The sequence below is a fragment of the Noviherbaspirillum aridicola genome (genome assembly GCF_019656455.1).
Classification (GTDB): domain Bacteria; phylum Pseudomonadota; class Gammaproteobacteria; order Burkholderiales; family Burkholderiaceae_D; genus Noviherbaspirillum; species Noviherbaspirillum aridicola.
On record NZ_BPMK01000007.1, the window covers coordinates 1 to 24,449 of the forward strand.

26 protein-coding genes and 1 tRNA gene are annotated in these 24,449 nt (G+C 66.3%); 21 read left to right on the top strand and 6 right to left on the bottom strand.

Annotated elements, in window-relative coordinates:
- The 5 genes from NCCP691_RS08675 to NCCP691_RS08695 form a co-directional block, all read left to right on the top strand.
- Positions 1-159: uroporphyrinogen decarboxylase family protein (locus NCCP691_RS08675; protein WP_274387233.1), on the top strand; the 159-nt coding region annotated here is incomplete at its 5' end.
- Between the two features lie 698 nt (positions 160-857).
- Entirely contained in the window at positions 858-2,873 is a 2,016-nt protein-coding gene (locus NCCP691_RS08680; protein ID WP_220807876.1) for a primosomal protein N', read from the top strand.
- A gap of 68 nt (positions 2,874-2,941) precedes the next feature.
- Positions 2,942-3,613 (top strand): glutathione S-transferase, encoded by a 672-nt coding sequence (locus tag NCCP691_RS08685; RefSeq protein ID WP_220807877.1) that lies wholly within the window; start codon positions 2,942-2,944, stop codon positions 3,611-3,613.
- Positions 3,614-3,695: 82 nt separating this feature from the next.
- Complete coding sequence (locus NCCP691_RS08690) at positions 3,696-5,855, top strand: VTT domain-containing protein (protein WP_220807878.1); 2,160 nt, start codon at positions 3,696-3,698, stop codon at positions 5,853-5,855.
- Positions 5,848-6,591: an endonuclease/exonuclease/phosphatase family protein gene (locus tag NCCP691_RS08695; protein ID WP_220807879.1), complete on the top strand. Its 744-nt coding sequence runs from the start codon at positions 5,848-5,850 to the stop codon at positions 6,589-6,591. The genes NCCP691_RS08690 and NCCP691_RS08695 overlap by 8 nt, the downstream gene beginning before the upstream one ends.
- A 36-nt stretch (positions 6,592-6,627) precedes the next feature.
- Here NCCP691_RS08695 and NCCP691_RS08700 read toward each other — a convergent pair whose 3' ends face one another.
- Entirely contained in the window at positions 6,628-7,221 is a 594-nt protein-coding gene (locus tag NCCP691_RS08700; RefSeq protein WP_220807880.1) for a hypothetical protein, read from the bottom strand.
- 213 nt (positions 7,222-7,434) lie between these two features.
- Between NCCP691_RS08700 and NCCP691_RS21360 the strand changes: the two genes are divergently transcribed.
- Together NCCP691_RS21360 and NCCP691_RS08710 are read left to right on the top strand one after the other, a co-directional pair.
- Positions 7,435-8,040 carry a YsnF/AvaK domain-containing protein gene (locus tag NCCP691_RS21360; protein WP_238482375.1) on the top strand — a complete coding sequence of 202 codons (606 nt, stop codon included), beginning with the start codon at positions 7,435-7,437 and terminating at the stop codon, positions 8,038-8,040.
- Between the two features lie 94 nt (positions 8,041-8,134).
- Entirely contained in the window at positions 8,135-9,337 is a 1,203-nt protein-coding gene (locus NCCP691_RS08710) for a YsnF/AvaK domain-containing protein (protein WP_220807881.1), read from the top strand.
- A 47-nt stretch (positions 9,338-9,384) separates the two neighbouring features.
- Here NCCP691_RS08710 and NCCP691_RS08715 read toward each other — a convergent pair whose 3' ends face one another.
- Positions 9,385-9,855 carry an SRPBCC family protein gene (locus tag NCCP691_RS08715; RefSeq protein WP_220807882.1) on the bottom strand — a complete coding sequence of 157 codons (471 nt, stop codon included), beginning with the start codon at positions 9,853-9,855 and terminating at the stop codon, positions 9,385-9,387.
- 110 nt (positions 9,856-9,965) lie between these two features.
- Here NCCP691_RS08715 and NCCP691_RS08720 point away from each other — a divergent pair, with 110 nt between their 5' ends.
- The 3 genes from NCCP691_RS08720 to NCCP691_RS08730 all read left to right on the top strand — a co-directional run bounded on the left by NCCP691_RS08720 (position 9,966) and on the right by NCCP691_RS08730 (position 14,269).
- Positions 9,966-10,796, top strand: a complete 831-nt coding sequence (locus tag NCCP691_RS08720; protein ID WP_220807883.1) for an amidohydrolase family protein — start codon at positions 9,966-9,968, stop codon at positions 10,794-10,796.
- A gap of 157 nt (positions 10,797-10,953) precedes the next feature.
- Positions 10,954-13,011, top strand: a complete 2,058-nt coding sequence (locus NCCP691_RS08725; protein ID WP_220807884.1) for a UvrD-helicase domain-containing protein — start codon at positions 10,954-10,956, stop codon at positions 13,009-13,011.
- 232 nt (positions 13,012-13,243) lie between these two features.
- Positions 13,244-14,269 (top strand): porin, encoded by a 1,026-nt coding sequence (locus NCCP691_RS08730; RefSeq protein WP_220807885.1) that lies wholly within the window; start codon positions 13,244-13,246, stop codon positions 14,267-14,269.
- A 69-nt stretch (positions 14,270-14,338) separates the two neighbouring features.
- On the opposite strand, the gene NCCP691_RS08735 is transcribed toward NCCP691_RS08730, so the two are convergent.
- Positions 14,339-14,710, bottom strand: a complete 372-nt coding sequence (locus NCCP691_RS08735) for a hypothetical protein (protein WP_238482376.1) — start codon at positions 14,708-14,710, stop codon at positions 14,339-14,341.
- 37 nt (positions 14,711-14,747) lie between these two features.
- Between NCCP691_RS08735 and NCCP691_RS08740 the strand changes: the two genes are divergently transcribed.
- From NCCP691_RS08740 to NCCP691_RS08760, 5 genes are read left to right on the top strand one after another with little or no spacing between them, the layout of a single operon-like run.
- Positions 14,748-15,635, top strand: a complete 888-nt coding sequence (locus tag NCCP691_RS08740) for a DUF6544 family protein (protein ID WP_220807886.1) — start codon at positions 14,748-14,750, stop codon at positions 15,633-15,635.
- The gene (locus NCCP691_RS08745; RefSeq protein WP_220807887.1) at positions 15,635-16,315 is read left to right on the top strand and encodes an SDR family oxidoreductase; all 681 of its coding nucleotides are present in this window, start codon (positions 15,635-15,637) and stop codon (positions 16,313-16,315) included. Before NCCP691_RS08740 ends, NCCP691_RS08745 begins: the two co-directional genes overlap by 1 nt.
- 17 nt (positions 16,316-16,332) lie before the next feature.
- On the top strand, positions 16,333-16,539 hold the full coding sequence (locus tag NCCP691_RS08750; protein ID WP_220807888.1) for a SlyX family protein: 207 nt from the start codon (positions 16,333-16,335) through the stop codon (positions 16,537-16,539).
- 1 nt (position 16,540) lies between these two features.
- Positions 16,541-16,855 (top strand): DUF2288 domain-containing protein, encoded by a 315-nt coding sequence (locus NCCP691_RS08755; protein ID WP_220807889.1) that lies wholly within the window; start codon positions 16,541-16,543, stop codon positions 16,853-16,855.
- A gap of 2 nt (positions 16,856-16,857) precedes the next feature.
- A complete protein-coding gene (locus NCCP691_RS08760; protein WP_220807890.1) occupies positions 16,858-17,280 on the top strand; it encodes a hypothetical protein in 423 nt (140 codons plus the stop codon).
- Here the strand turns inward: NCCP691_RS08760 and NCCP691_RS08765 are convergent.
- A complete protein-coding gene (locus NCCP691_RS08765; protein ID WP_220807891.1) occupies positions 17,274-18,194 on the bottom strand; it encodes an NAD(P)/FAD-dependent oxidoreductase in 921 nt (306 codons plus the stop codon). The two genes, NCCP691_RS08760 and NCCP691_RS08765, sit on opposite strands and share 7 nt — an antisense overlap.
- Positions 18,194-18,583: a hypothetical protein gene (locus NCCP691_RS08770; RefSeq protein ID WP_220807892.1), complete on the bottom strand. Its 390-nt coding sequence runs from the start codon at positions 18,581-18,583 to the stop codon at positions 18,194-18,196. The genes NCCP691_RS08765 and NCCP691_RS08770 overlap by 1 nt, the downstream gene beginning before the upstream one ends.
- A 294-nt stretch (positions 18,584-18,877) precedes the next feature.
- On the opposite strand from NCCP691_RS08770, the gene NCCP691_RS08775 reads away from it, so the two are divergent.
- The 3 genes from NCCP691_RS08775 (at position 18,878) to NCCP691_RS08785 (ending at position 21,844) form a co-directional block, all read left to right on the top strand.
- Positions 18,878-19,483 (top strand): hypothetical protein, encoded by a 606-nt coding sequence (locus tag NCCP691_RS08775; RefSeq protein ID WP_220807893.1) that lies wholly within the window; start codon positions 18,878-18,880, stop codon positions 19,481-19,483.
- A gap of 121 nt (positions 19,484-19,604) precedes the next feature.
- Positions 19,605-20,753, top strand: a complete 1,149-nt coding sequence (dinB, locus tag NCCP691_RS08780) for a DNA polymerase IV (RefSeq protein WP_220807894.1) — start codon at positions 19,605-19,607, stop codon at positions 20,751-20,753.
- 179 nt (positions 20,754-20,932) lie between these two features.
- The gene (locus NCCP691_RS08785; protein WP_220807895.1) at positions 20,933-21,844 is read left to right on the top strand and encodes a recombination-associated protein RdgC; all 912 of its coding nucleotides are present in this window, start codon (positions 20,933-20,935) and stop codon (positions 21,842-21,844) included.
- Between the two features lie 95 nt (positions 21,845-21,939).
- Here the strand turns inward: NCCP691_RS08785 and NCCP691_RS08790 are convergent.
- Positions 21,940-22,016 (bottom strand) — tRNA-Asp (locus tag NCCP691_RS08790).
- Between the two features lie 132 nt (positions 22,017-22,148).
- On the opposite strand from NCCP691_RS08790, the gene pip reads away from it, so the two are divergent.
- From pip to NCCP691_RS08805, 3 genes are all read left to right on the top strand, one after another.
- Positions 22,149-23,144, top strand: coding sequence for a prolyl aminopeptidase (gene pip / locus NCCP691_RS08795; RefSeq protein WP_220807896.1), 996 nt, complete (start codon positions 22,149-22,151; stop codon positions 23,142-23,144).
- Positions 23,145-23,234: 90 nt separating this feature from the next.
- The gene (locus tag NCCP691_RS08800; protein WP_220807897.1) at positions 23,235-23,720 is read left to right on the top strand and encodes an energy transducer TonB family protein; all 486 of its coding nucleotides are present in this window, start codon (positions 23,235-23,237) and stop codon (positions 23,718-23,720) included.
- A gap of 180 nt (positions 23,721-23,900) precedes the next feature.
- Positions 23,901-24,419: a hypothetical protein gene (locus tag NCCP691_RS08805; RefSeq protein ID WP_220807898.1), complete on the top strand. Its 519-nt coding sequence runs from the start codon at positions 23,901-23,903 to the stop codon at positions 24,417-24,419.
- The last annotated feature ends 30 nt before the right edge of the window (positions 24,420-24,449 follow it).

A 24,449-nucleotide genomic window follows, 5' to 3' on the forward strand; every position in this document is an offset into this window, starting at 1 on the left:
CGGCTGCTCGACAGCTACGGCACGCCCGGCCACGGCCATGTCTTCAACCTCGGGCACGGGATTTCGCAGTTCACGCCCCCCGAATCGGTCGCGGTGCTGGTCGAGGCGGTGCATGAGATGAGCCGCGGCATGCGCCAGGCCGGATCCGGCCAGTCGTGACGCGTTCGCGTGACAATCTCGGACCGACCCGGAGCCTCTTATTCACACGTCGGCGCGCCCGGGATTTCCAACAGAAAAAATTTTTTGAAGTCGGGAACTAATCAAAAGTGGCCCTATAAGTCCTTGATTTATAAAGGCCGTTTTTTTGCTTTTCAATTCGGCATTTTGTCGAAACCCGCATGAAATCTGGCTTCCCGGGCTGTCAAGATGCTGTTCTCCACAAAGTTATCCACAGCTTTTGTGGATAGTCGAAAAAGCGCTTACGGGGCGGGCAGTTAGCGCGTTTCTTCATGAATTACTTGAAGTTCGCGGCAGGCAATAAGGAAGCCGGAAGATGACGGCAGGCAGTTGACAAAACGACGTAAAGACAAGAAAAAAATGCAGGTCAGTACTCATCCGGCGGGCCGAATTCCCTGCAGTTATTCACACATGCCGCACAACGCCGTTATTGTGCCAGGCAACATTCTTTTTTTGCCGATGTCTCCGCCGTCCCCGGGGAGCTCTTCCAAGTCATTGATTTATAAGGGCGCTTTTCCTGCTTGTCAGATCATCAAATTAAGGAAGGGCCACGCCTGGCAAGGGGATGGCGAGACATCGCCCCGCCTTGTTCACAAAGTTATCCACAGCTTTTGTGGATAGCTGAAAAACCCCTTATGAAACCGGGATTTACCTTCAACACTGAAGAACTTTCTTAAGTCGTGGAACAGTTATACCTGACCGTCGCCCTCGACACGCCCCTCGATACCTGCTTCGACTATCGCTGGCAGGGCGGCGGCGATCCCCAGCCGGGGCAGCTCGCGCTGGTGCCGTTCGGCCGGCGGGAAGAGATCGGGCTGATCGTCGCCGTCGGGGGACGGACCGAGGTCCCGGCCGACAAGCTCAAGGACGCGCTGGCGGTGCGCCTCCAGCTGCCGCCGCTGGCGGCGCGCTGGATCGAGCTGTGCGCGTTCGCGGCGGACTACTACCAGCGTCCTCTCGGCGAGGTGGCGGTGCCGGCACTGCCGAAGAATCTGCGCGCGGCGAAGACCGTCGCCCTCGACCGCGCACTGAAAAAGCTGGACAAGCTCGCGCCCGCCGGCGACGCCACTCCCGCCGACGCGCCGGTGCTCAACGCCGCCCAGCAGCAGGCCGCCGATGCCATCAGCGAGGCGCAGGGCTTCGCGCCGCTGCTGCTGTACGGCGTCACCGGCAGCGGCAAGACCGAGGTGTACCTGAAGGCGGCGGCACGCGTGCTGGCGCGCGACGCGCAGGCCCAGGTCCTGATCATGGTCCCCGAGATCAATCTCACGCCTCAGCTCGAGCAGAACATCCGCGCCCGCTTTCCCGGCGCCGATGTCGCCACCCTGCACAGCGGCCTGGCCGAAGGCGAGCGCGGCCTGAACTGGCTCGCCGCCCATCTCGGCCGCGCCCGCATCGTGCTCGGCACACGGCTGGCGATCCTGGCGTCGCTGCCGCATCTCGGCCTGATCATTGTGGACGAGGAGCACGACCCGTCCTACAAGCAGCAGGAAGGCCTGCGCTACTCCGCGCGCGACCTCGCGGTGTGGCGCGCGCGACAGCTCGGCATTCCCATCGTGCTCGGTTCGGCCACGCCGTCGCTCGAGACCTGGCAGCACGCATTGTCCGGCCGCTACCGGCGCCTGGAGCTGCGGGAGCGCGCCAGCCGCGACGCGGTGCTGCCGAAGGTGCGGCTGATCGACATGGAGCGCGACCGCCCGGGGCAGGGCCTCACCTCCACCCTGGTCAGCGCGATGAAGCTGCGGCTCGAGCGCGGCGAGCAGTCGCTGCTCTATCTGAACCGGCGCGGCTACGCCCCGGTACTGGCATGCGATGCCTGCGGCTGGATCGGCAACTGTCCGCGCTGCACCGCCTTCATGGTGCTGCACAAGCCGGAGCACCGGATGCGCTGCCACCATTGCAGCCTCGAGCTGCGCATTCCCAAGTCCTGTCCGACCTGCGGCAACGTCGACCTGCAGCCTCTCGGGCGCGGCACCCAGCGCATCGAGGAAGGCTTGCAGCAGATATTCCCGCAGGCGCGCATCATGCGCATCGACGCCGACTCCACCCGTCTCAAGGGCAGCGCGCAGGCGGCCTTCGAGAGCGTGCACCGCGGCGAGGTCGACATCCTGATCGGCACGCAGATGGTGGCCAAGGGGCACGACTTCCGCAACCTCACCCTGGTGGGCGTGCTCAACCCGGACACCTCGCTGTTCTCGCACGACTATCGCGCCAGCGAGCGCCTGTTCGCGCAGCTGATGCAGGTCGCCGGCCGCGCCGGCCGCGCGGGCCGCAAGGAGGGCGGCAACGCGAGCGAGGTGCTGATCCAGACCCGCTACCCGACCCATCCGCTGTACGGCGCCCTGATGCGGCACGACTACGACAGCTTCGCCAACGGACTGCTGGAGGAGCGGCAGCAGGCGGGCGTGCCGCCCTTCATGTACCAGGCGCTGCTGCGGGCCGAGGCGCGCGAGCTGCAGACCGCGCTCGACTTCCTGCAGCAGGCCGCGGGCCTGCAGCCGCACCCCGCGATCGTCATCAACGATCCGATCCCGATGACGATCACGCGCGTGGCCAACGTCGAGCGCGCGCAGCTGCTCATCGAATCGGCATCGCGCCCCGCGCTGCAGGCCTTCCTGAAAAGCTGGATGGCCGCGCTGCGCGCGATGAAAACCCGGGCGCGCTGGTCGCTGGAAGTCGATCCGGTGGACATCTGACACCGCGCGCCGATGAACGCTTATGCTTGCCGCCTGAATGCCCGCCCACATCCACAACGGAGACAGCCGTGATCATCGTCCATCATCTCAACAATTCCCGGTCCCAGCGCGTGCTCTGGCTGCTCGAGGAACTCGGCCTCGAGTATGAAGTGAAGCGCTACGAGCGTGATGCCCGCACCATGCTGGCGCCGCCGGCGCTGCGCAAGGTCCACCCGCTGGGCAAGTCGCCGGTGCTGACGGACGACGGGCTGACGGTGGCCGAGTCGGGCGCGATCGTCGAATACCTGGTGGGGCGCTACGGCAATGGGCGCCTGGCGCCGCCGCAGGACAGTCCTGACCGATTGCGCTACACCTATTTCCTGCACTATGCGGAAGGCTCGGCGATGCCGCCGCTGCTGCTCAAGCTGGTGTTCGACCGCATCGAAAACGGCCCGCTGCCCTTCTTCGTGAAACCGGTGGCGCGCGCCATCGCGCGCCGCGCCAAGTCCTCCTTCGTGCAGCCGCAGATCGACCAGCACCTGGTTTTCCTGGAGTCCGAACTCGCCTCGCGCGACTGGTTCGCCGGCGCGGAATTCAGCGCCGCCGATGTGCAGATGAGCTTTCCGCTCGAGGCCGCCGCCGCCCGTGCCGGCCTGGATGCAAGGTACCCGCGCCTGGCCGCGTTCCTCCAGCGCATCCATGCCCGCCCGGCCTACCGGCGGGCGCTGGAACGCGGCGGCGAGTACGCGCTGATGCGCTGACGCACCCGGGGCAACGACCGCAGAAACTAACGCAGGGGGCGGGCGTCGAAAGGAATAGTGAAAAATTTCCAATCGACAGTGCATGTCAACGCCCGCTGCCCAACTTCAAACTTCCGATCATCCGGGCCTGCTCCGGCCCGGTCACAATTGCTGGCGCATCGCCAGGGCGGGCCGCTTCGGGATGCTGGTCGATGCCGATGATTATTTCCGCGCGGTGCGCGCGGCCATTCTCAAGGCCCGCCACAGCGTCTTCATCCTGAGCTGGGACATCGACAGCCGCATGCGCCTGGTGCCGGGCGGTGCGAACGACGGCTACCCGGAGCCGCTCGGCGACTTTCTGCACGCGGTGGTGTCGTCGCGTCCCAGCCTGCGCGCCTACGTGCTGAACTGGGACTTCGCGATGCTGTACGCGCTGGAGCGGGAATGGTTGCCGGTCTACAAGCTGGACTGGCGCACCCATCGCCGGCTCGCCTTCCGCATGGACGCACACCATCCGATCGGCGGCTCCCATCATCAGAAGATCGTGGTGGTGGACGACGCCGTCGCCTTCGTCGGCGGACTCGATCTCACCCGCTGCCGCTGGGACAGTCCCGCGCACGAGTGCGGCAATCCGCTGCGCTGCGACGCCGACGGCAAGCCCTATGCTCCCTTTCACGACGTGCAGGCCATCGTCGACGGCCCCGCCGCGCGCGCGCTCGGCGAACTCGCCCGCATACGCTGGCAGCGTTCGGGCGGCGGCGCGGCAATCGCACCGGCGACAGCGACCGAAGATCCATGGCCGGACTGCGTGCAGCCCGACCTCACCGACGTGGATGTCGGCATCTCGCGCACCGAGCCGGAATTCGAAGGCCGTGCCGGCGTGCACGAAGTCCGGCAGTTGCACCTCGATGCCATCGCCGCCGCGCGGCGCGCACTGTTCTTCGAGAACCAGTACTTCACCTCCGGCATGATCGCCGACGCGCTCGGCACGCGCCTGCAGGAACCGCAGGGACCCGAGGTGATGGTCATCTCGCCGCAGACGCAGAGCGGCTGGCTGGAGCAGGCGACCATGGGCGTGCTGCGCGCGCGGGTGCACAAGCGGCTCAAGAGCGCCGACGTGCATGACCGCTACCGCATGTACTGCCCGCACATACCCGGCCTCGGCCCGCAGTGCCTGAACGTGCACAGCAAGGTATTCACCGTCGACGACGACATGCTGTCGATCGGCTCGGCCAATCTGAGCAGCCGGTCGATGGCGCTGGACACCGAATGCAATCTCACCATCGAGGCGCGCGGCGACGACCGCATCCGCCGCGCCATCGCGTCGATGCGCAACCGTCTGCTGGCGGAACACCTCGACACCGCGCCGGCACGCGTGCAGGAGGCCATCGCCGCCCATGGCGGATTGCAGGCCGCCGTGGCGGCACTGCAGCTGTCCGAGCGCAGCCTGCGCGTCATGGAGCCGAGCACGACGCCCGAACTCGATTCCCTGATCCCCGAACAGGCGATCTTCGATCCGGAGAAACCCATCAAGCCGGACGAACTGGCCAAGGAATTCGTGCCGCGCGAGGCGCGCAAGCCGGTGCCGCGGCGCCTGGCCGGCATCGGCCTGCTGGCGGTGGCGCTGGCGCTGCTGGCCGTGGCCTGGCGCTGGACACCGCTCGGCGACTACGTCAATCTCGCCGCCCTGGTCGGCGTGGCGCGCGAACTCGATGCCTTGCCCTTCACGCCGCTGGCGGTCGTCGGCGGCTACGTGCTCGCGGGCATCGCGATGGTGCCGGTGATGCTGCTCATCGCGGTGACGGGCATCGTGTTCGGCCCCTTGCTCGGCACCGCCTATGCGCTGACCGGCACGCTGCTGTCGGCCGCCTGCGCCTACGGCATCGGCCACTGGCTGGGTCGCGAGACCGTGCAGAAGATGCTCGGCCCGCGCATCAACCGCCTCAGCCAGCGGCTTGCCAGGCAGGGCATCGTCGCCATGGTGGTGGTGCGCATGCTGCCGATCGCCCCCTTCACCGTGGTCAACGTGGTGGCGGGGGCATCGCACATCCGCTTTCGCGACTACCTGATCGGCACCCTGTTCGGCATGCTGCCCGGGATCACGATGACCGTGACCTTCGTGCATCACCTCGCCGAGGCGGTGCGCAATCCGAGCCCCGGCACGATCGCCGTGCTGGTCACGCTGGCCGCGCTCATCATCTCGATCGCGATCGGCCTGCAGAAACTGTTGAAACGAAAAGAGGATATCGCCGCGCATGGATGACCTGACAGCGACCGCAGTCCCGATACGGCAGGCCGCGCCGGATCTCAATCCCTGGCCGGTGACCATTGCCACCTACAACATCCATGCCGCCGTCGGCACCGACGGGCGCTTCGCGCCCGAGCGGGTGGCCGGCGTGCTGCAGGAGCTCGACGCCGACATCATCGCGCTGCAGGAAGTGCCGCTCGGCGGCAGCCGCACGCCCAACGTGCTGACCATGCTGCAGGAAGCCACCGGCTTCCACGCGGCCGAGGGCCCGGCCTGCATCCGCCCCGAGCGGCGCTACGGCAACGCGGTGCTCACCCGCTATCCCATCCTGTCGATGCGCACCATCGACCTGTCCTTCGGCAGCCGCGAACCGCGCGGCGCGCTCGACGCCGACATCAACTGCCACGGCCACATGCTCAGGGTGATCGCCACCCACCTCGGTCTGCGTCCCGCGGAAAGGCGCGACCAGATTCGGCGCCTGCTGCAGGTTTTCGATACCGAGGAAATGCCGGTGATCCTGATGGGGGATATCAACGAGTGGTTCGTCTGGGGGCGCTCATTGCGCTGGCTGGTATCGCACTTTCAGGCGGTGCCGGCGCCGCGCACCTTTCCCTCGCGCCGGCCGCTGTTCGCACTCGACCGCATCTGGATCCGCCCCCGCAACCGCTTGGTGCATGTGCAGGTGCACGACTCCAGACTCGCGCGCCTGGCTTCCGATCACCTGCCGCTGATCGCGCACATCGACGGCTGAGGCCCGGGCGGGCGGATGACGCCCGCGCGGGTACGCTCAGAGGCGGCGCTGCGGCGCCTGGCCCGGGTGGCCGGCGCGCGCATGCTGCACCAGCGTCGGCGGCGCGAGCGGATCGAAATCCACCCAGTCGCCATTCTCTATCGTGCCCTCGGCGCGTTCGATGTCGGCGGCGCCGAGCGAGCGCAGCACGTTGACGGCGCGGTCCTCGAAATCCTGGTCGCTCACGCGTACCGCCACCATCATCCCCGCCCGGCGTTCGCCCACTGCATTGGCCTGGTCTTCCTCGCTGGTCTCGCCGCGCTCCTTCATCTCGGACATCGCACCCATGGTGCCGCCGATGTGCGCACCGACGAGTCCCCCCGTGACCGCGCCGATCGGGCCGAGAACCGGTGCCGCCGCCAGGCCGACCGCGGCGCCCGCGGCCGCTCCCTTGGCCACGCCCTTGTCGGACTCCTTCGCACCCTGCGACTTGTCGGCATCGCCGCCCAGCGCGTAGGTGCCGTGCTGCCCCGGCGGGTTGCAATAGAAAGTGGAGACATGCTCGCGAGCGAAGCCTGCGCGCAGCAACTCCTCTATCGTTCCCTGCGCTTCGGCCTGCTCCTGAAATCTGCCCGCAATAATCGTTGTCATGGCTGGCTCCTCGTGGACAAAGTGAACATGAGTGAGAGGCGCGTGTCCCGAAATTAGTTCTTTTCGCATCTTGCCGGGCGCCAATGTAAATTTTTCTGCACGCCTGTAAAAACGGGCGCGCGATGCACGCCCGCGTGGCGCGCGTCCCCCGCTGCGCACCGGCCCGCAACTTGCATGCGACCGCGGTCCCTTCGACCCGACGACAGAGCAGCCATGAGCGACATTACCAGGGGCGACGGCGCCTCTTCCTCCGCCGGCGCGCTGCATGCGCGCGTACAGGATGCCAGCGGCAACGCGGCATCGATCGTTTCACTACATGCCGGCGACAACGGCGCGCAACAGGCGATGGTGCAGCTCGAGGACGGCAGGCGGGTGCTGGTCCCGGCGAATCTGCTCGTGCGCCAGGACGACGGCAGCTATCTGCTTCCTTTCACCTTCCAGGGGACGACCGCGCACATGCGCATTCCGGTGATCCAGGAAGAACTGCATGTCGACAAGCGCCGCGTCGACACCGGCCGCGGCGTCCGGCTGCACAAGAGCGTGGAGCAGCGCGAGGAGCTGATCGACCAGCCGCTGCTGCACGACGAGCTGGTGGTGGAGCACGTGCCCGTGGGCCGCATGGTAAAGGAGGATGAAGTACCGCTGACGCGCTATGAAGGCGAGACCCTGGTGCTGCCCGTGTTCGAGGAAGTGCTCGTCGTGCAGAAGCAGCTGATGCTCAAGGAGGAAGTGCGCGTCACCCGCCGGCAGCGCGAAGTGCATGCGCCGCAGAAGGTGACGCTGCGATCGGAGCAGGTGAAGGTCGAGCGCTTCGAGTAGGCAAGACGGCCAGGCACGGCTTGTGCCTGCATGGCCCGACCCCTTGGAACGGCACGGCTGTTTCGAGTATCAACATTTTGATGGAGAACTGATCATGGAAAATACCGTAGTTGGTGTGTACGACAGTTATGCCCAGGCCCAGAATGCGATGAATGAACTGCTGTCCGCGGGCTTCTCCCGGTCCGACGTGCAGCTCAGCCCTGATACCGAACGCGCGACCGGCAGCAACAGCAGCGATGCCGGCGGAGGTTCCGGCATCGGCAATTTCTTCCGCTCCCTGTTCGGCATGGATGACGAGCGCGACACGCGCGACGTCTATTCGGAAGCGGTGCGCCGCGGCAGCTGCGTGCTCACCGTGAATGCGGCGAGCGACGATCTGCTCGACCGCGCCACCGAAATCATGAACCGCTATGACCCGGTCGACATCGACGAGCGTTCCTCGCACTGGCGCACCCAGGGCTGGAGCGGCTATGACGATTCCGCGCCGATGCTGAGCGACAGCGAAATCGAAAAGGACCGCACCGCCTACGGCATGGGCCGCACCGGCACCACCACCTCGGGCGTCGGCTCCGCCGCCATGGCGTCGGGAACCGCCGGCGTGGCGGGCGCCACCGGGACCGGCACCGGCATGACCAACGAGCAGCGCATCCCGATCGTCGAGGAAGAGCTGCGCGTCGGCAAGCGCGAAGTGCAGCGCGGCGGCGTGCGCATCTATTCGCGCATCCGCGAGACGCCGGTCAATGAAAGCGTGACCCTGCGGGAAGAGCACGTGCACGTCGAGCGCCATCCGGTGAATCAGCCGGCGAGCGAGGCCGACATCGCCGCCTTCAAGGAAGGTTCGGTCGAGCTGCGCGAGACGGCCGAGGAGCCGGTGGTATCGAAGACCGCGCGCGTGGTCGAGGAAGTGGTGGTCGGCAAGGAAGTCACCCAGGAGACCGCCAACATCAACGACACCGTGCGCCGCACCGACGTCGAGGTCGAGCAGCTGGGCGCGTCGGGCGCCACCCGCAACACCGATTTCGCCGACACCATGGCGACCTCGGACGACAGCGACTATCGCACCCACTGGCAGCAGGCCTACGGCAGCAGCGGCGGCCGCTATGAAGACTACGATGCCGCCTATCGCCATGGCTCCACCATGGCCGGCAGCTCGCGCTTCAGCAACTACCGCTGGGAAGACGCCGAGCCTGAAATGCGCCGCAGCTGGGAGTCCAGCCATCCCGAGAGCACCTGGGACAAGGTGAAGGACGCGGTGCGCTACGGCGCGGAAAAGGTCTCGGGCCGCGCCCGCCATTGATCATCGGATCCCGATGAGGAATGCCCCGCCACGGCGGGGCTTTTTTTTCAGCCGAGCTGGCCGAGCTCCGCCAGTTCGCGGATGGTGCGGATGGTATCGATGTCCGACTCGGTGTACGCCGATTTGCGGAAGTCGTTGTAGAAGGCCTCCGCATTGTCGGCTGCTTCGCTGGCGCCGTCGTCGTATTCGAAGCGCACGAAAAATATCTCCGGCTCCGGCTCCTCGATCGTCATCGTCAGCGTCGATGCCGGAATGCTCTCCTGCGCCGGCACGTTGTAGATCACCTGGCGTTGCGGAATGAAGGTGACCGTGTCGCGCACGACGAGATCGCCGTAATGCAGTTCGCGGCTGATCCTGTGCTCCGACTTTTCCAGGATGCGACAGGTATTCAGCCAGGGAACGAAGGCCGTCGGCGTCTCGGCCCGGCGCACCAGGCCGCGCCACAGCTGGGTGCGCGAGAGTCGTTCGATCAGGGGATTGAGCGGGTCGTTGATTTCGACCAGGTGGGCAAATTTCATGATGGGTGAAGCGGGAAAGACAATCGGGCAGTGTAGCGCAGACCGGCCCCGGTTACCGCAGTTCGCCGGGCTTTGGCAAAATGGGGCTTTCCGTCCGTCAGGAGACCCGCATGTCCGCCCTCCCGCGCGCCGCCGCCTCGCTGCTGGCCCTGCTGTTGCCGCTCGCCGCCCACGCCACGCAGCTGGCGCCGATCTTCGACGCCCACATGCACTACAACGTCGAAGCGAGGAGCGTGATCAGCCCGCCGCAGGTTCTCGATCTGTGGCGCAAGGTCGACATCGGCGCGGTGCTGGCGACGAGCCGGCCCAATGACGGCACGCTCGACCTGATGGCACTGAAGGCGCCCGACATCCCGATCGTGCCCTTCCTGCGGCCCTATCTCAGGCAGCCCGACCGCTACGACTGGTTCGGCAACAACCGGGAGGTCGAGCAATATGTCGAGCAGGAACTCAGGCGCGGCATCTATCGCGGCATCGGCGAATTCCACATCTTCGGCGCCGACGCCGACGCGCCCTACATGGCGAAGATCGCGCGCCTGGCGAAGGACCGCGGCCTGTGGCTGCACGCGCACGCGGATGAAGACGCGGTGGAACGGATTCTGCGCCATGCCCCCGGCGTCCGGCTGATCTGGGCGCATACCGGCATGAGCACGTCCCTCGACAAGGTGGAGCAGATGTTCGAGCAATATCCGAACATCGTCGGCGAGCTGTCCTACCGAGGCGATCTCGAACAGGATGGCGTGCTCAACCCGCGCTGGAAGCAGCTCTTGCTCAAATACCCCGACCGCTTCCTGCTCGGCACCGACACCTGGATCACGCCGCGCTGGGGGCAGGTAGAGGAAATCATCGCCGGCTACCGCCGCATTCTGGCCCAGCTGCCGCCTGAGGCCGCCCGCAAGATCGCCTACGGCAACGGGCAGGCGATGTTCGGCTTGCGGTGAATCGCGTCTTATTCTCCGCATTTTTTGCGGAGATTACGCAGGACCCGCAAGCGCAAGAGTTGTCTTCCTTGCACATCTGTCTCCCCCGCACAACCGGCGGCATCGCAGCGGGTCCCGCTGCTACAATCAAGCGCTTTTCCGCCAGCCTCTCCAACGCATGTCACACGCTCCCCATCCCGCCGCACAGGGATTGAACAAGCCGCAGCGCGAGGCGGTGAATTATCTCGACGGTCCCTGCCTGGTGCTGGCCGGCGCCGGTTCGGGCAAGACCAAGGTGATCACCACCAAGATCGCGCACCTGATCGAAACCTGCGGCTACGACCCGCGCAACATCGCGGCCGTCACCTTCACCAACAAGGCGGCGCTGGAAATGCAGGAGCGTATCGCCAAACTGCTCAGGGAGCCGAAGCAGGCCAGGCAGCTCACCGTCTGCACCTTCCATTCGCTCGGCGTGCAGATCCTGAGGCGCGAGGCCAAGGAGCTCGGGCTCAAGGACCGCTTTTCCATCATGGACAGCGACGACTGCTTCTCGCTCGTGCAGGATCTCGCCTGCACCACCGACAAGCAGGAGATCCGGCGCATCCAGACCGCGATCTCGCTGTGGAAGAACGGGCTGGTCGATCCTGAGCAGGCGGTCAGACTCGCGCGCACCGAGGACGAGGCGCAGGCCGCTCGCATCTACCGCAACTATCTCGCCACGCTGTCCTCGTACCAGGCGGTGGACTTCGACGATCTGATCCGGCTGCCGGTCGAACTCTTCCGCAACAAGGAAGAAGTGCGCGACCGCTGGCAGCGCAAGCTGCGCTATCTGCTGGTGGACGAATACCAGGATACGAACACCTGCCAGTACGAACTGGTGAAGCTGCTGGTCACCGGCCTCGGCAAGAAACCGCTGTTCACGGCGGTCGGTGACGACGACCAGGCGATCTACGCATGGCGCGGCGCCACCATCGAAAACCTCAAGCAGCTGCAGGTCGACTTCCCCGATCTGAAGGTGATCAAGCTGGAACAGAACTACCGCTCCAGCACCCGCATCCTGCAGGCCGCCAACGCGGTCATCGGCAACAATCCCAAGCTCTTCGAAAAGCAGCTGTGGTCGGAACACGGCCTCGGCGACCCGGTCAAGGTGCTGGCGATGCAGGACGACGAACAGGAAGCCGAGCAGGTGGCGATCATGATCTCCGCCCACAAGTTCGAGCGGCGCGCGAAGTTTTCCGACTATGCGGTGCTCTATCGCGGCAATCACCAGGCGCGCGTGATCGAGCAGGCGCTGCGCAAGGAACGCATTCCCTACACCATCTCCGGCGGCCAGAGCTTCTTCGACCGTGCCGAGATCAAGGACATCGTCGCTTACCTGCGCCTGGTCGCCAACGGCGACGACGATCCCGCCTTCATCCGCGCCGTCACCACCCCAAAGCGCGGCGTCGGCCAGTCCACGCTGGAAGCGCTCGGCGCCTTCGCCGGGCAGTGGCAGTGTTCGCTGTTCGAGGCCGTGTTCAAGGGCGGCATCGAGGCGAAACTCGCCGACCGGCAGCTGACCCCGCTGCGCGAGTTCTGCCACTTCATCAACGGACTCGAGGCGCGCGCATCCAGGCGCGGCGAGGATGCCGCGTCGCTGCTCGACGAGATGATGAAAGAGATTAACTACGAAGGCTACCTGTACGACACCTTCGAGGAGCGCGCCGCGCAGGCCAAGTGGCAGAACGTGCTCGACTTCACCAGCTGGCTCAAGGAAAAGGGAACCGGCGGCAAGGACGGCAGCGCCGACGAGCGCAGCCTGCTCGAGCTGACCCAGATGGTGGCGCTGATGACCATGCTGGAAGGGAAGGATGAAGAGCCCGACGCGGTGCGCATGTCGACGCTGCACGCGTCCAAGGGCCTGGAATTCCCGCACGTCTTCCTGGTCGGCGTGGAAGAAGGCATCCTGCCGCACAAGGGCGATCCCGACGCACCCGCCGACACCCTGGCCGCCCGCATCGAGGAAGAGCGCCGCCTGATGTACGTCGGCATTACCCGCGCCCAGCGCAGCCTGCACATCACCTGGTGCAAGCGCCGCAAGCGGGCCAGGGAAACCGTCAACTGCGATCCCTCCCGCTTCATCAAGGAGATGAAGCTCGACGAAGGCGACGCGGTACCGAAGGAAGAGGAAGTGCTGACGCCGCAGGACCGGCTGGCGAATCTCAAGGCGCTGCTGTCCAGGCCGAAGGCCGTTTAGCAAGGCAGCAATCCCCGCTCGGCATCCGTCAATACGCACTGGCGCTAAGTTGCGGACATGTGACAGCCAGGTGTTTGTGTAATGAAACCGTCATTTGCCGAACATACAATCCGTCGCGTTTGTCCGCATCACTCCGGTGCGGCAACCCGCGGCGCCAACACGAGCGCCACGGCGCGCAAATGCATGCGATGCGCTGCGCGCACCTTCAGATGAATCATCCTAGGGGATCACAATGAAAAAAACGCTACTGGCGGCCGCAGCCGTCGCCGCTCTGAGTGCCGCTGGCGCCCAAGCACAAACGAATGTCACCATCTACGGTATCGTCGACGCAGGCATCAGCCGCATTGACAACGGTGATGAGACGACTTATGGCCTGCAGAGCGGCGGCCAGTCTGGCAGCCGGATCGGCTTTCGTGGAACCGAAGACCTTGGTGGCGGTATGAAGGCAATCTTCGTTCTGGAAAACGGATTCACGGTCGATAACGGCCGAATGACCCAGAATGCCGACGGCGACGACGTCCTGTTCGGACGTCAGGCTTTCGTTGGTTTGTCAGGCGGCTTCGGCGAGCTCAAGCTGGGACGTCAGTACAACCCGATCCGGGTCGCAGTAGAAAGTGTCGACCCGTTCGGTCTCGGCCTGGCGGGCAACGCCAGCCGCTTCTTCAATGTCTACGGCGAGCGGGCCGATAACACCATCAACTACACGTCGCCGAACTTCGGCGGCCTAAGCGGCCAGGTCGCATACAGCTTCGGCGAGATCGCCGGTGACACCTCCGCGAGCCGTCAGGTCGGCTTGTCTATTGGCTATGCGGCCGGTCCGCTGAACGTCGTACTGGCACATCACAACCAGGATCTTTCCGATACTGCAGACGTTGACGCGGGCGATTCCAAGAGCACCATGCTCGGCGCCACGTTCGACTTCCGTGTCGCGAAGCTGCATGCAGCTTGGGAGCGCACCAAGGCCGATGACGGTGCGGTCGATACTGTGGATCGGGACGACATGATGATAGGTGTAAGTGCACCCGTGGGCGCGGCAGGTACGGTCCTGGCGTCCTACACCCGTCGCAGCGACGACATCGGCGCCGATCGTGACGCGGATCAGTTTGCAATCGGCTACATCCACGCCCTATCCAAGCGTACCAATCTGTACACTTCCTATGCACGCGTCAGCAATGACGACCGCGCTCGTGTAGGCGGCGCTGCCCGTAACGGTGAAAACCCGTCGGTCTTCAACGTCGGTATCCGTCACCGCTTCTGATCCGCTTCGGATCTGAAACAGAAACGCCGCTCCACGGAGCGGCGTTTTTTTTTGCCCCTCGGGCAAGGCCTATTCCCCGCGCGCCCGGTTGCCGAGCTGTTTCTCGAACGCCTCATCCAGCTTGCTGACCCGCACCTTCTTCTGCGGCCCGGTCTTCTTCACCAGTTCCACGAATTCATCCAGCGGCAGGTCGGGGCTGACGCGCTCCGGCTTGCCGCCCGGTGCGGCCCGCAGCAGGTAGAACATGCCGCTGGCATTGATGCCGAGCGAATAGCGGTAATCGGTATCGCGTTCATTGAGACGGGCGATGGCGGAGCTGGCCTTGGTCGAGCGCATGGCATCGGAGAGGGAGGTGGGCAGGCGTTCATCATACTGCAGCGCCGCTTCCCGCACAGCGCTTGAAAACAGGCAAGCGCGGCCGGCGGCGGGGAGGCCGTACAATAGCCGTTCGTTCAATCGCGAGACGGAAAGGGGAGGCATGGCGGCGTGGGCAAATTGGCGCCTGGCGGGCGCGGGCCTGTTCTTCGCCGGTCTTGCGGCGGCAATGCGCAGCGGCGGCGCGCAGCAGGCGCGCATGGCGAAGGAGGCCGAGCGGCGGCTGCTGGACGGACTCCGCCAGCCGGCACGGACGGTATTCACGCCGGCGCTGCTCGACGGCCTGCCGCCCCCGGCGGCGCGCTATCTCGCTCGCGCGCTGCCCGCGGGACGCCCGCTGCCGCGCGTGGCCCGGTTCCGCCAGCACGGACGGCTGCGCATCGCGCCCGACAGTCCGCGCTGGCTGCCTTTCGAGGCCTGGCAGGTCAGCACGCCCTGGGCGCCCGGCTTTCTCTGGCACGCGCGCATGGCGCTTGCCGGACCGCTCGGCCTCCAGATCAGCGATGCGTACATGCAGGGGGAGGGGACCGGACGCCTTGCGCTGCAGGCCGCCTTCCAGCTGCAGGAACGCGGACCCTGTCCCGAGATGAACAGCGCCGCGCTGCAGCGTTATCTGGCCGAGGCCGCCTGGTATCCCGCCGGACTGCTGCCCGAAGCCGGCGTGCGGTGGCAGGCGCTCGACGCGCATCGGGCGCTGGCGACGCTGGAGGACCGCGGCACGGTCGTCGCGCTCGAATTCCGTTTCAATGACGACGGCGACATCGCCTCCGTCTATGCGCCCGCGCGCTGGCGCAGCACGCGCGAGGGCTTTGTGTCGCAGGCATGGGAAGGGCGCTTCGGCAACTGGCAGCAGGTGGCCGGCCTGCGCATACCGCTGCAGGCGGAAGCCGGCTGGTACGACGACGATGCCTGGCACTGCGTGTGGCAGGGCGGAATCCGCGACATTGCTTATGAACTGTTCCCCGGGGACCAATCAAGGAAGGAGAACTGATGGCTATTGATCTGAGCGGCAAGCGCATCCTGGTGACCCAGGCGGCGGATTTCATGGGCCCGGCCCTGTGCAAGACGCTGGGCGAACTCGGCGCCGACGTCATCGCCGACGTGCGCCCCTTGCTCGACCCCGATCTGCCGGCCGCGGTCGTCCGCGCCGCCGGCGAGATCGATGTACTGGTCGCCAACCTGGCCATCCCCGCGCCGACCACGGCGGTGGCGGAGGTCGGCGAGGAGGAATGGCGCAACGCATTCGCCCACATGGTCGATCCGCTGCCCCGACTGGCGCGCGCCGTCGCGCCGGCCATGATGACCCGCAAGTCGGGCAAGATCCTGGTGATGGGCAGCTCTTCCGCCCTGCGCGGCATGAAGCGCTGTTCGACCTACAGCGCCGCCCGCGGCGCGCAGCTCGCCTGGGCGCAGGCGGCGGGCGTGGAGCTGGCGCCGCACAACATCCAGGTCAACGCCATCGCGCAGAACTTCGTCGAAAACCCCACCTACTTTCCGCCCGAGGTGCAGGCGCTCCCCGCCTTTCAGGAGCGCCTGAAGCGTGAAGTCCCGCTCGGCCGGCTGGTGACGCAGCGCGAAGACGCGCAGTTCGCCGCCTATCTGTGCAGCGACGCCGCCGACTGCTTCGTCGGACAGGTTTTCCCGGTATGCGGCGGATGGGTGACGCGATGAGCGCCGAGGGACAGAGCATGAACGAAGACCGCCTGGTCGATATCGAAATCAGGCTGGCGCGCCAGGACGATCTGCTGGACACGCTGAACCGGACGGTTTTCCGTCAGCAGCAGAAGATCGATGAACTCGAGGCGCTGTGCAGCGCGCTGGCGCGCCATATCCGTGAAATACGCGAAGCCGCGGCCGAACCCGGCCAGGCCAATGAAAAACCTCCGCATTACTGACATGAGCAAGAATCACGAACAGGGCGAGCTGCTGCGCGCCAAGATCAACGGCGAAACCTCCCGCATGAAATGGAGCGAGCTGCAGCGCTTCTTCGCCAGTGGGGCGATGATTTCGGTGGCCGCCGACCTCGACCTCGTCGAAGTGGCCTACCGCATCGCCAGCGATGACAAGGACGCCGTCGCCGGGTGGATGGCCGACAGCCGCGTGGCGCGCGTGAGCGACGACCAGGCGCAGACATGGGTACAGACCGACGCCACCCTGTGGGCGGTCGTGGTCAAGCCGTGGATACTGGTGCAGCACGACAAGCTGCACTGATCATGCCGAAGCCAACCGCAAGAGACCGCTCGGTACGCAATACCGTGCTGGTGTCGATCGTCGCGCTGATCGTCGGCTTCGGTGCGATCTGGCTGTACTTCGAACGTGCCCAGCGGCTCCAGGCCGAAGTGCATTACCTGACCCTGCCCCGCGTGGCGATCAGCCGCGACGGGCATTCGATGGCCGCCACCGTCGCCATCCGCACCGACGGCACCGCCGCCGACTGGGCCGCCGGCAACCGGCGCGGGCTTGAAGAGGCGGTGAAGGTGGCGCTGATGCAGGCCGACCCGGTCGCCTCGCGCGGCCCGCGCGGCATCCGCCAGCTGCAGCAGGACATCGCCGAAACCTGCAACCAGCTGCTCAAGACCGACAAGGTACGGGAAGCGGTGGTCACCGACTTCCTGGTGTCCGAAGGCGATTACTGAAGACGGTCATCCTGCCTGCGCAGGCGGTTGTGAACGGCCGTGGCCGCGATTGCCGCATGTCCCATGGCCACCGCGATCTGGTTCAGGCCCAGCACCACGTCGCCGGCCGCATAGAGGCCATCGACCGTGGTCTGCTGATGGTCGTCGACATGCAGCTCGCCTTCGTCACTCGCGCGCGCGCCGAGCAGCTGCGCCAGTCCGCCGTTGACGAGGGTGCCGAGCGCGGCGTAGATCACATCGAAGCGCCGCGCCGGCTGGCCGCGCGCCTGCACCAGCACCGCATGGTCTTCGTGGACCAGCCTCTCCACCGGCTCCGGACACCATCCGATGTCCGCGGCGCGCAGGCGAGCACAGCTCTGTTCGGAGAGCGGCGGCGTGTCGGCGACCGAAAACAGCGTGAGCTCGTGCGCGAAGTGGCGGATGAACTCCGCCTCGCCCACCGCCGCATCGCCGCGGCCGATCACCGCCACCCGCTTGCCGATCGCTTCGAAGCCGTCGCAGATCGGGCAGTACCGAAGCTGTCCGCCCGCCACCGCCTCGGCGACCTCGCCGAAGCCCGGCTCCACGTCCTGCACCCCGGTCGCCAGGATCACATAGCGTGCATGCCAGGCCTGCCTGCCGCACCAGGCGGTGAAGCTGCCGTCGTCATTGCGCTGCAGGCGATCGACGATGCCGGTCGCCATCGGCGCGCCGTATTCCAGCGCCTGCGCGCGCAGGCGGCCGAGCAGATCCTCGCCGTGCACCCCGGCGACGAATCCGGGATAGTTGTGCGATGTCGGAATCTTGTGCAGCCGGCTGGCATCGCCGTCGAGCAGCATCAGGCGCCGGCGATAGCGCGCGAGGTAGATCGCGGCCGTCAGCCCGGCGGCCCCGCCGCCGATGATCAGGCAGTCGAGCAGCGGCGCCTCGGCCATCAGGGACGCCCCTGCTGACGCTGCTCGCCGTTGCGGCCGCCGGGCCGCGGCATGTCGTCGAGGCCGCCCGGCATGTCGTCATTGACCTCGTCGATGCGGTCGATGTTGATGTCCGCCGCCGTCTCCACCGATTCCCTTACCGCGGTCGCCCGCTCCCCGGTGCCGGTCGCATCCGAGTCGCCCTCGACGTCGATCAGGCGCGTGTCCGGATCCTCGGTCGTGCCCTTGTCCAGGCCGATATCGTCTTCTTCCACTGCCTTGATGCCGGGTTGCACATCGCTGCCGGTGTCGGTTACGTCGCTCGGGCCGAGCGACTTGCTGTCGTGCCCGCTGCCCAGGGAGCGGTCCGGTTCCGGCATCAGGTCCGGGTCAAGTGTGCTGCCTGCCATGATGAACTCCTCTTTGATGAATGAATGCGAAGCGCATCACGGAGGCGGTGCAATAAGCATGCCTCGCTCACGCGCGCCGCGCGCGGAGACGAAGCCATCGCAGCGGATGTAAATTTTGCGTCCCCCGCGCAGTTGTGCGCGCCATGCACGGCAGCACTTCAACCTGGCGAGACTGGAACTTTCGCGTTCGCGTCTTTGTCACTCGGACAATGAGAGCAGCCCTGGCGGGTCTTCGGCTCTCGACGGGATGGCGCAGGCCGCCATCAGTGACGCAACGAATCCCAGGAGTACATCATGGCAAGACTACACAGGATCTTAATCGGCTCGGCGGTCATCGCCTGTGCCAACCTCGCTTATGCGCAATCGACCACAGTGCCGTCCAACTCGATCCCCGCGCAGAACGCCACCGGCGCCAGCGGCGCCACCACCGGCAGCGATGCCGGCATGGTCGGCGGCACCGGCACCTCGACTTCGGTGCCCTCGAACACCCCGGCGCCCGGCTCGATCCCGAGCGGCTCCGCCACCGGCACCTCCGGCGGCATGAGCAGCGGCAGTTCCGGCAGCGGCACTTCGGCCAGCGGCATGAGCGGCGGAGACTCCACCACCGGCACCTCCTCCAGCGGCATGAGCAGCGGCGGCTCCACCACGGGAAGCTCGTCCAGCGGCATGAGCAGCGGCGGCTCGACCGGCATGAGCAGCGGCGCTTCCGGCGCTTCGTCCTCCAATTCCATCCCGGCCCAGAACGCCACCGGCGCGACCGGTTCGGGCACCGGCAGCGATGCCGGCATGGTGGGGGGCACCGGCACCTCGACCTCGGTACCGTCGAACACGCCCGCTCCGGGCGCGACCAGCGGCACCGGCGCCTCGGGCAGCGGCACCTCCGGCAGCACCAGCCGCTAAGCCAGGCGACGACGCTCGACTCATGCGCCGCCGGGGAGCGATTCCCGGCGGCGTTTTTCTTGCCCCGCGCGTACAATGCGCAGGCAAGACCTTGACCTGTTCAGCACCCGCCCCAGCTCCCATGAATGCCCCGGACCGCCGTATCGCGCATCTCGATATGGATGCCTTCTATGCGTCGGTCGAATTGCTGCGTTACCCCGAGCTGCGCGGCCAGCCCGTCGTGATCGGCGGCCGCTCCATCCACAAGCCCGCCGAGCGCGCCGACGGCAGCCGTGAATTTTCCCGCCTGCGCGAGTACGCGGGACGCGGCGTAGTGACCACTTCCACCTACGAGGCGCGCGCACTAGGCGTGTTCTCCGCCATGGGCGTGATGAAGGCCGCGCAGCTCGCGCCCGACGCGATCCTGCTGCCGGCCGACTTCGACGCCTATCGTCATTACTCCCGCCTGTTCAAGGCCGCCGTCGCATCGATCGCGCCGCACATCGAAGACCGCGGCATCGACGAGATCTATATCGACCTCAGCGCCATCGACGAAGACTCGCGCTCGCTCGGCACGCGCATCAAGCAGGCGGTGCGCGACGCCACCGGCCTGTCCTGCTCGATCGGCATCGCCCCCAACAAGCTGCTGGCGAAGATCTGCTCCGACCTCGAAAAACCCAATGGCCTGACCATCATCGGCGAGGCCGACATCCCGGCGCGCATCTGGCCGCTGGCGGTGCGCAAGATCAATGGCATCGGTCCGAAGGCCAACGACAAGCTGGGTGCGCTCGGCATTCTCACGGTAGGCGATCTCGCCCATGCCGACGCCGGACTGCTGCAGACGCATTTCGGCCGCAACTATGCGGAGTGGCTGCACAGCGTCGCCCACGGCAGGGATCAGCGCCCGGTCGTCACCAGCTCCGAACCGAAGTCGATCAGCCGCGAAACCACCTTCGAGCGCGACCTGCATGCGCGGCTGGACCGCGATACGCTGTCGGGCATCTTTACCGGTCTCTGCACGCGGGTGGCCGACGACCTCAAGCGCAAGGGCTATGTCAGCCGCACCATCGGCATCAAGCTGCGCTTCGCCGACTTCCGCACCGTCACCCGCGACATCACGCTGACCGCGCCCACCGCCGACCCGGCGACGATACGCCGTGCCGCCGGCGAATGCCTGCGTCGCGTGCCGCTGGAGCGGCGCATCCGCCTGCTCGGCGTGCGGGCGGGGGCGCTGGCGCGGCCCGACGAGGCGCCGCAGGACGCGGTGCAGCACGACCTGTTCGCCACCTGAGGCAGCGTCGCGCTGCGTCCACAGGCGTGAGAAATTGCATCTGTGCGCGCACGCGCGCGGATCCTGCAAAGGCTGTTTCCCGCGCGTTTTGTCAATCGCTGATGCGGCACGCGCGCCACTGACTGGGGCCATACCCGCGTGTAGAATGGCCCCTCGTTTTTTACAAGGAATGCCGTCTCATGTGGTTCAAGAATCTGCAGCTTTACCGACTCACCGCGCCCTGGACCTGGACCGCCGAACAGCTGGAAGAAAAGCTCGCGCCGCAAGCCTTCGCGCCCTGCGGCAGCGGCGACATGGACAGCAGCGGCTGGCTCTCGCCGCGCGAGAACGGCATGCTGGTGCACACCGTGAACCGCCAGCTGCTGCTGCAGCTCGGCAGCGAAAGAAAACTGCTGCCGTCGTCAGTGATCAACCAGGTGACCAAGGCGCGCGCCACTGAACTGGAAGAGCAGCAGGGCTTCAAGCCCGGCCGCAAGCAGATGAAGGAGCTCAAGGAGCAGGTCACCGAAGAGCTGCTGCCGCGCGCCTTCAGCATCCGCCGCAGCACCCGCGTCTGGATCGATCCGGTGCACGGCTGGATGGCGGTCGATGCCGCCAGCGCCGCCAAGGCCGATGAAGTCTTCAAGCTGCTGCTCAAGTCGCTCGACACGCTGCCCTTCGCCTCGCTGCGCACCGAGCGCTCGCCGCAGTCGGCGATGACCGACTGGCTGGCCGCCGACGAGGCCCCGGCCGGCTTCACCGTCGACCAGGACACCGAGCTGCGCGCCACCGGAGAAGGCAAGGCCACCGTGCGCTATGTGCGCCACACGCTGGAAGCGGAAGACGTGCGCCGCCATATCGCCGCAGGCAAGCAGTGCACCCGGCTGGCCATGACCTGGAACGACCGCGTCTCCTTCGTGCTGACCGAGACGCTGGCCATCAAGCGCGTCGCGCCGCTCGACGTGCTCAAGGAAAACGCCGACGCCGCGACCATGAACGAGGATGAGCGCTTCGATACCGATTTCGCGCTGATGAGCGGCGAGCTGGCGCAGCTGGTGGCCGACCTGGTGCTGGCGCTCGGCGGCGAGGAACAGCAGAAGAAGGCTGCCTGAGGCAGGCTGGCGGGCAGGGCGGCGATGCCGTCCTTGCCGCTTGCGGATGTGTGGACGAAAAAAAAGACGAACCCGAAGGTTCGTCTTTTTTTGTCTGGCGGAGTGGACGGGACTCGAACCCGCGACCCCCGGCGTGACAGGCCGGTATTCTAACCGACTGAACTACCACTCCTGAAAACTGCTCATCCCCGGCAGGCCGGTGATGCGACGTTTGTCACGACGTCTGAAGGGCCTGAAATATACAGCAAATATTTTCGTTTGGCTAGTCTAGAATGTTCGCACCTCCCGTCTTGCCCATTTCGACATGAGATCCAGCGACCTGCCGCTATTCCCGCCGATCGAGCCGCGCCGCGCCGGCATGATGCAGGTGGACGATATTCACACGCTGTACTGGGAAGAATCGGGCAGGCCCGACGGCGTGCCCGTGCTGTTTCTCCACGGCGGGCCGGGAGGCGGCACCTCGCCCGCGCATCGCCGCTTCTTCGATCCCGCGCATTACCGCATCGTGATGTTCGACCAGCGCGGCGCAGGCAAGTCGACGCCGCTGGGCGAATACCGGAACAACACCACGCAGCTGCTGATACAGGACATCGAGCGCCTGCGCGAACTGCTCGGCATCGAGCGCTGGCTGCTGTTCGGCGGCTCCTGGGGCTCGACGCTGGCACTGGCCTACGGCCAGGCCCATCCCGCACGCTGCCTCGGCTTCATCCTGCGCGGCATCTTCCTCTGCACACCCGCCGAAATCGACTGGTTCATGCACGGCATGCGCTGGTTCTTCCCGGAAGTGCATGAGGCTTTCGTCGCGCCGATTCCGCCCGCGGAACGCCCGGATCTGCTGCAGGCCTATTGCCGTCGCCTGTTCAGCGAGGATCCCGCCGTCTACCTGCCCGCGGCCCGCAGCTGGAGCCGTTACGAAGCCGCCTGCCTGTTCCTGCTGCCCGATCCGGAGGTGGTCGACGACTGGTCCGACGACGACGCCAGCCTCGGCATCGGCCGCCTGGAGGCCCATTACTTCCGCCACCAGGGATTTTTCGAGCCGGACGAACTGATCGCCGGCCTCGGCCGCATCCGCCATCTGCCCGCCTTCATCGTCCAGGGCCGCTACGACGTCGTCTGTCCGCCGGCCACCGCGCACCGCCTGCACGCGGCCTGGCCCGGCTCGCGCCTGCGCATCGTCGGCGACGCCGGCCATTCCGCTTTCGAACCCGGTACCGCGCATGCGCTGGTCGCCGCCACCGAGCAGTTCCGGCGACACGGCGCCTTTCCTGAAACCGACCGCCCCGGTGCCGCCGACTTGTAAGCAGCGGTAAGATTGCGAAGCGGCATCGACGGGATCGATTAATGTTTTTCGAATTCCCCGCGCTTGCCCAAGTCCGCCCCGGAGCGTGCCATGCATACCCGATTCGCCATACTGTTAGCCGCCGGCCTGCTGGCCGCCTGCGCATCCCGCGACGACAGGACGCCGGCCGGCCGTCCTGGCGGCCCGTCCGACGACCGGGTCGAGACCCGCCGCGACGCCACCTCCACCGCGCAGACCGTCGAAGGCTACAAGCGCGATGTCGCGCAGCGCATTTCGCAGGTCAATTCCACCCGCGTCTATGTCGGCCGCCCACAGGCGCTGCTGCGCTCGGTCGTCGTGGTCCGCTACACAGTGGATAGCGGTGGCTCGCTGATCCGCAGCGAGATCATGCGCTCCAACCGTGACCGCGAAACCGAGAGCACCGCGCTGGCCACCCTGCGCGGAGCCGCCCCCTTCCCCAAGCCCGCCTCCCACCTGCTGCGTCACGGCCGGCTCGAGCTCGCCGAGACCTGGCTGTTCAACAGTGACGGCCGCTTCCAGCTGCGCAGCATCGCCGAGCCGCAGATGGACCAGTGAGTCTGCGTTACACCCGCTTACATACGCGGAACGGCTTGAATATCAGCGGTTTCCTTGCGCTTTAACAGCCAATGCTGCGCTGCTTTCGCCGTCGCTCCTGAACATGCATTCCCTCGCCGCAGTCGAAACAGCTGCAGCAGGTTCATTCCATGAATGCAGTCCATCCAAGGAGTCCAAGTCATGACGCTCAATACACTGAAAACCCTGTCGTTCGTGATCGTCGCATCGGTATCCTCCCTCGCATTGGCCCAGTCCTCGTCGACCAGCGGGACATCGACGCAGCAGCAGATCAAATCCCAGAACGCCACCGGTGCCACCGGCGCCGGTACCGGCAGCGACGCAGGCATGGTCGGTGGCACCGGCACGTCGACCTCGATCCCCTCGAATACGCCTGCCCCGGGCGCAAGCAGCGGCGCGTCCTCGTCAGGCCAGGCAGGGGCGAGCTCGTCATCGGGCAGTTCCGCAGGCACCGGCACCGCACCCGTCGGCCAGCAGACCGACAAGGGCGCCGCGCTGAGCGGCTCCGCGGCCAGCAACGATCCCGCCACCAAGCCGTCGAGCGCAAAGAAATCGGCCCGGAAGGAAGAGAAGAAGGAAGAGAAAAAGGCCGCCCGCAAGAGCGACCGCGCCAGCGGCAGCGCGACCAGCGGCAACAGCACGGGCGACACTTCATCCCCCGCAGCCGGCGCGAGCAAGTAAGCCCCGGCTCCGGCCGGCGACAAAAAAAGC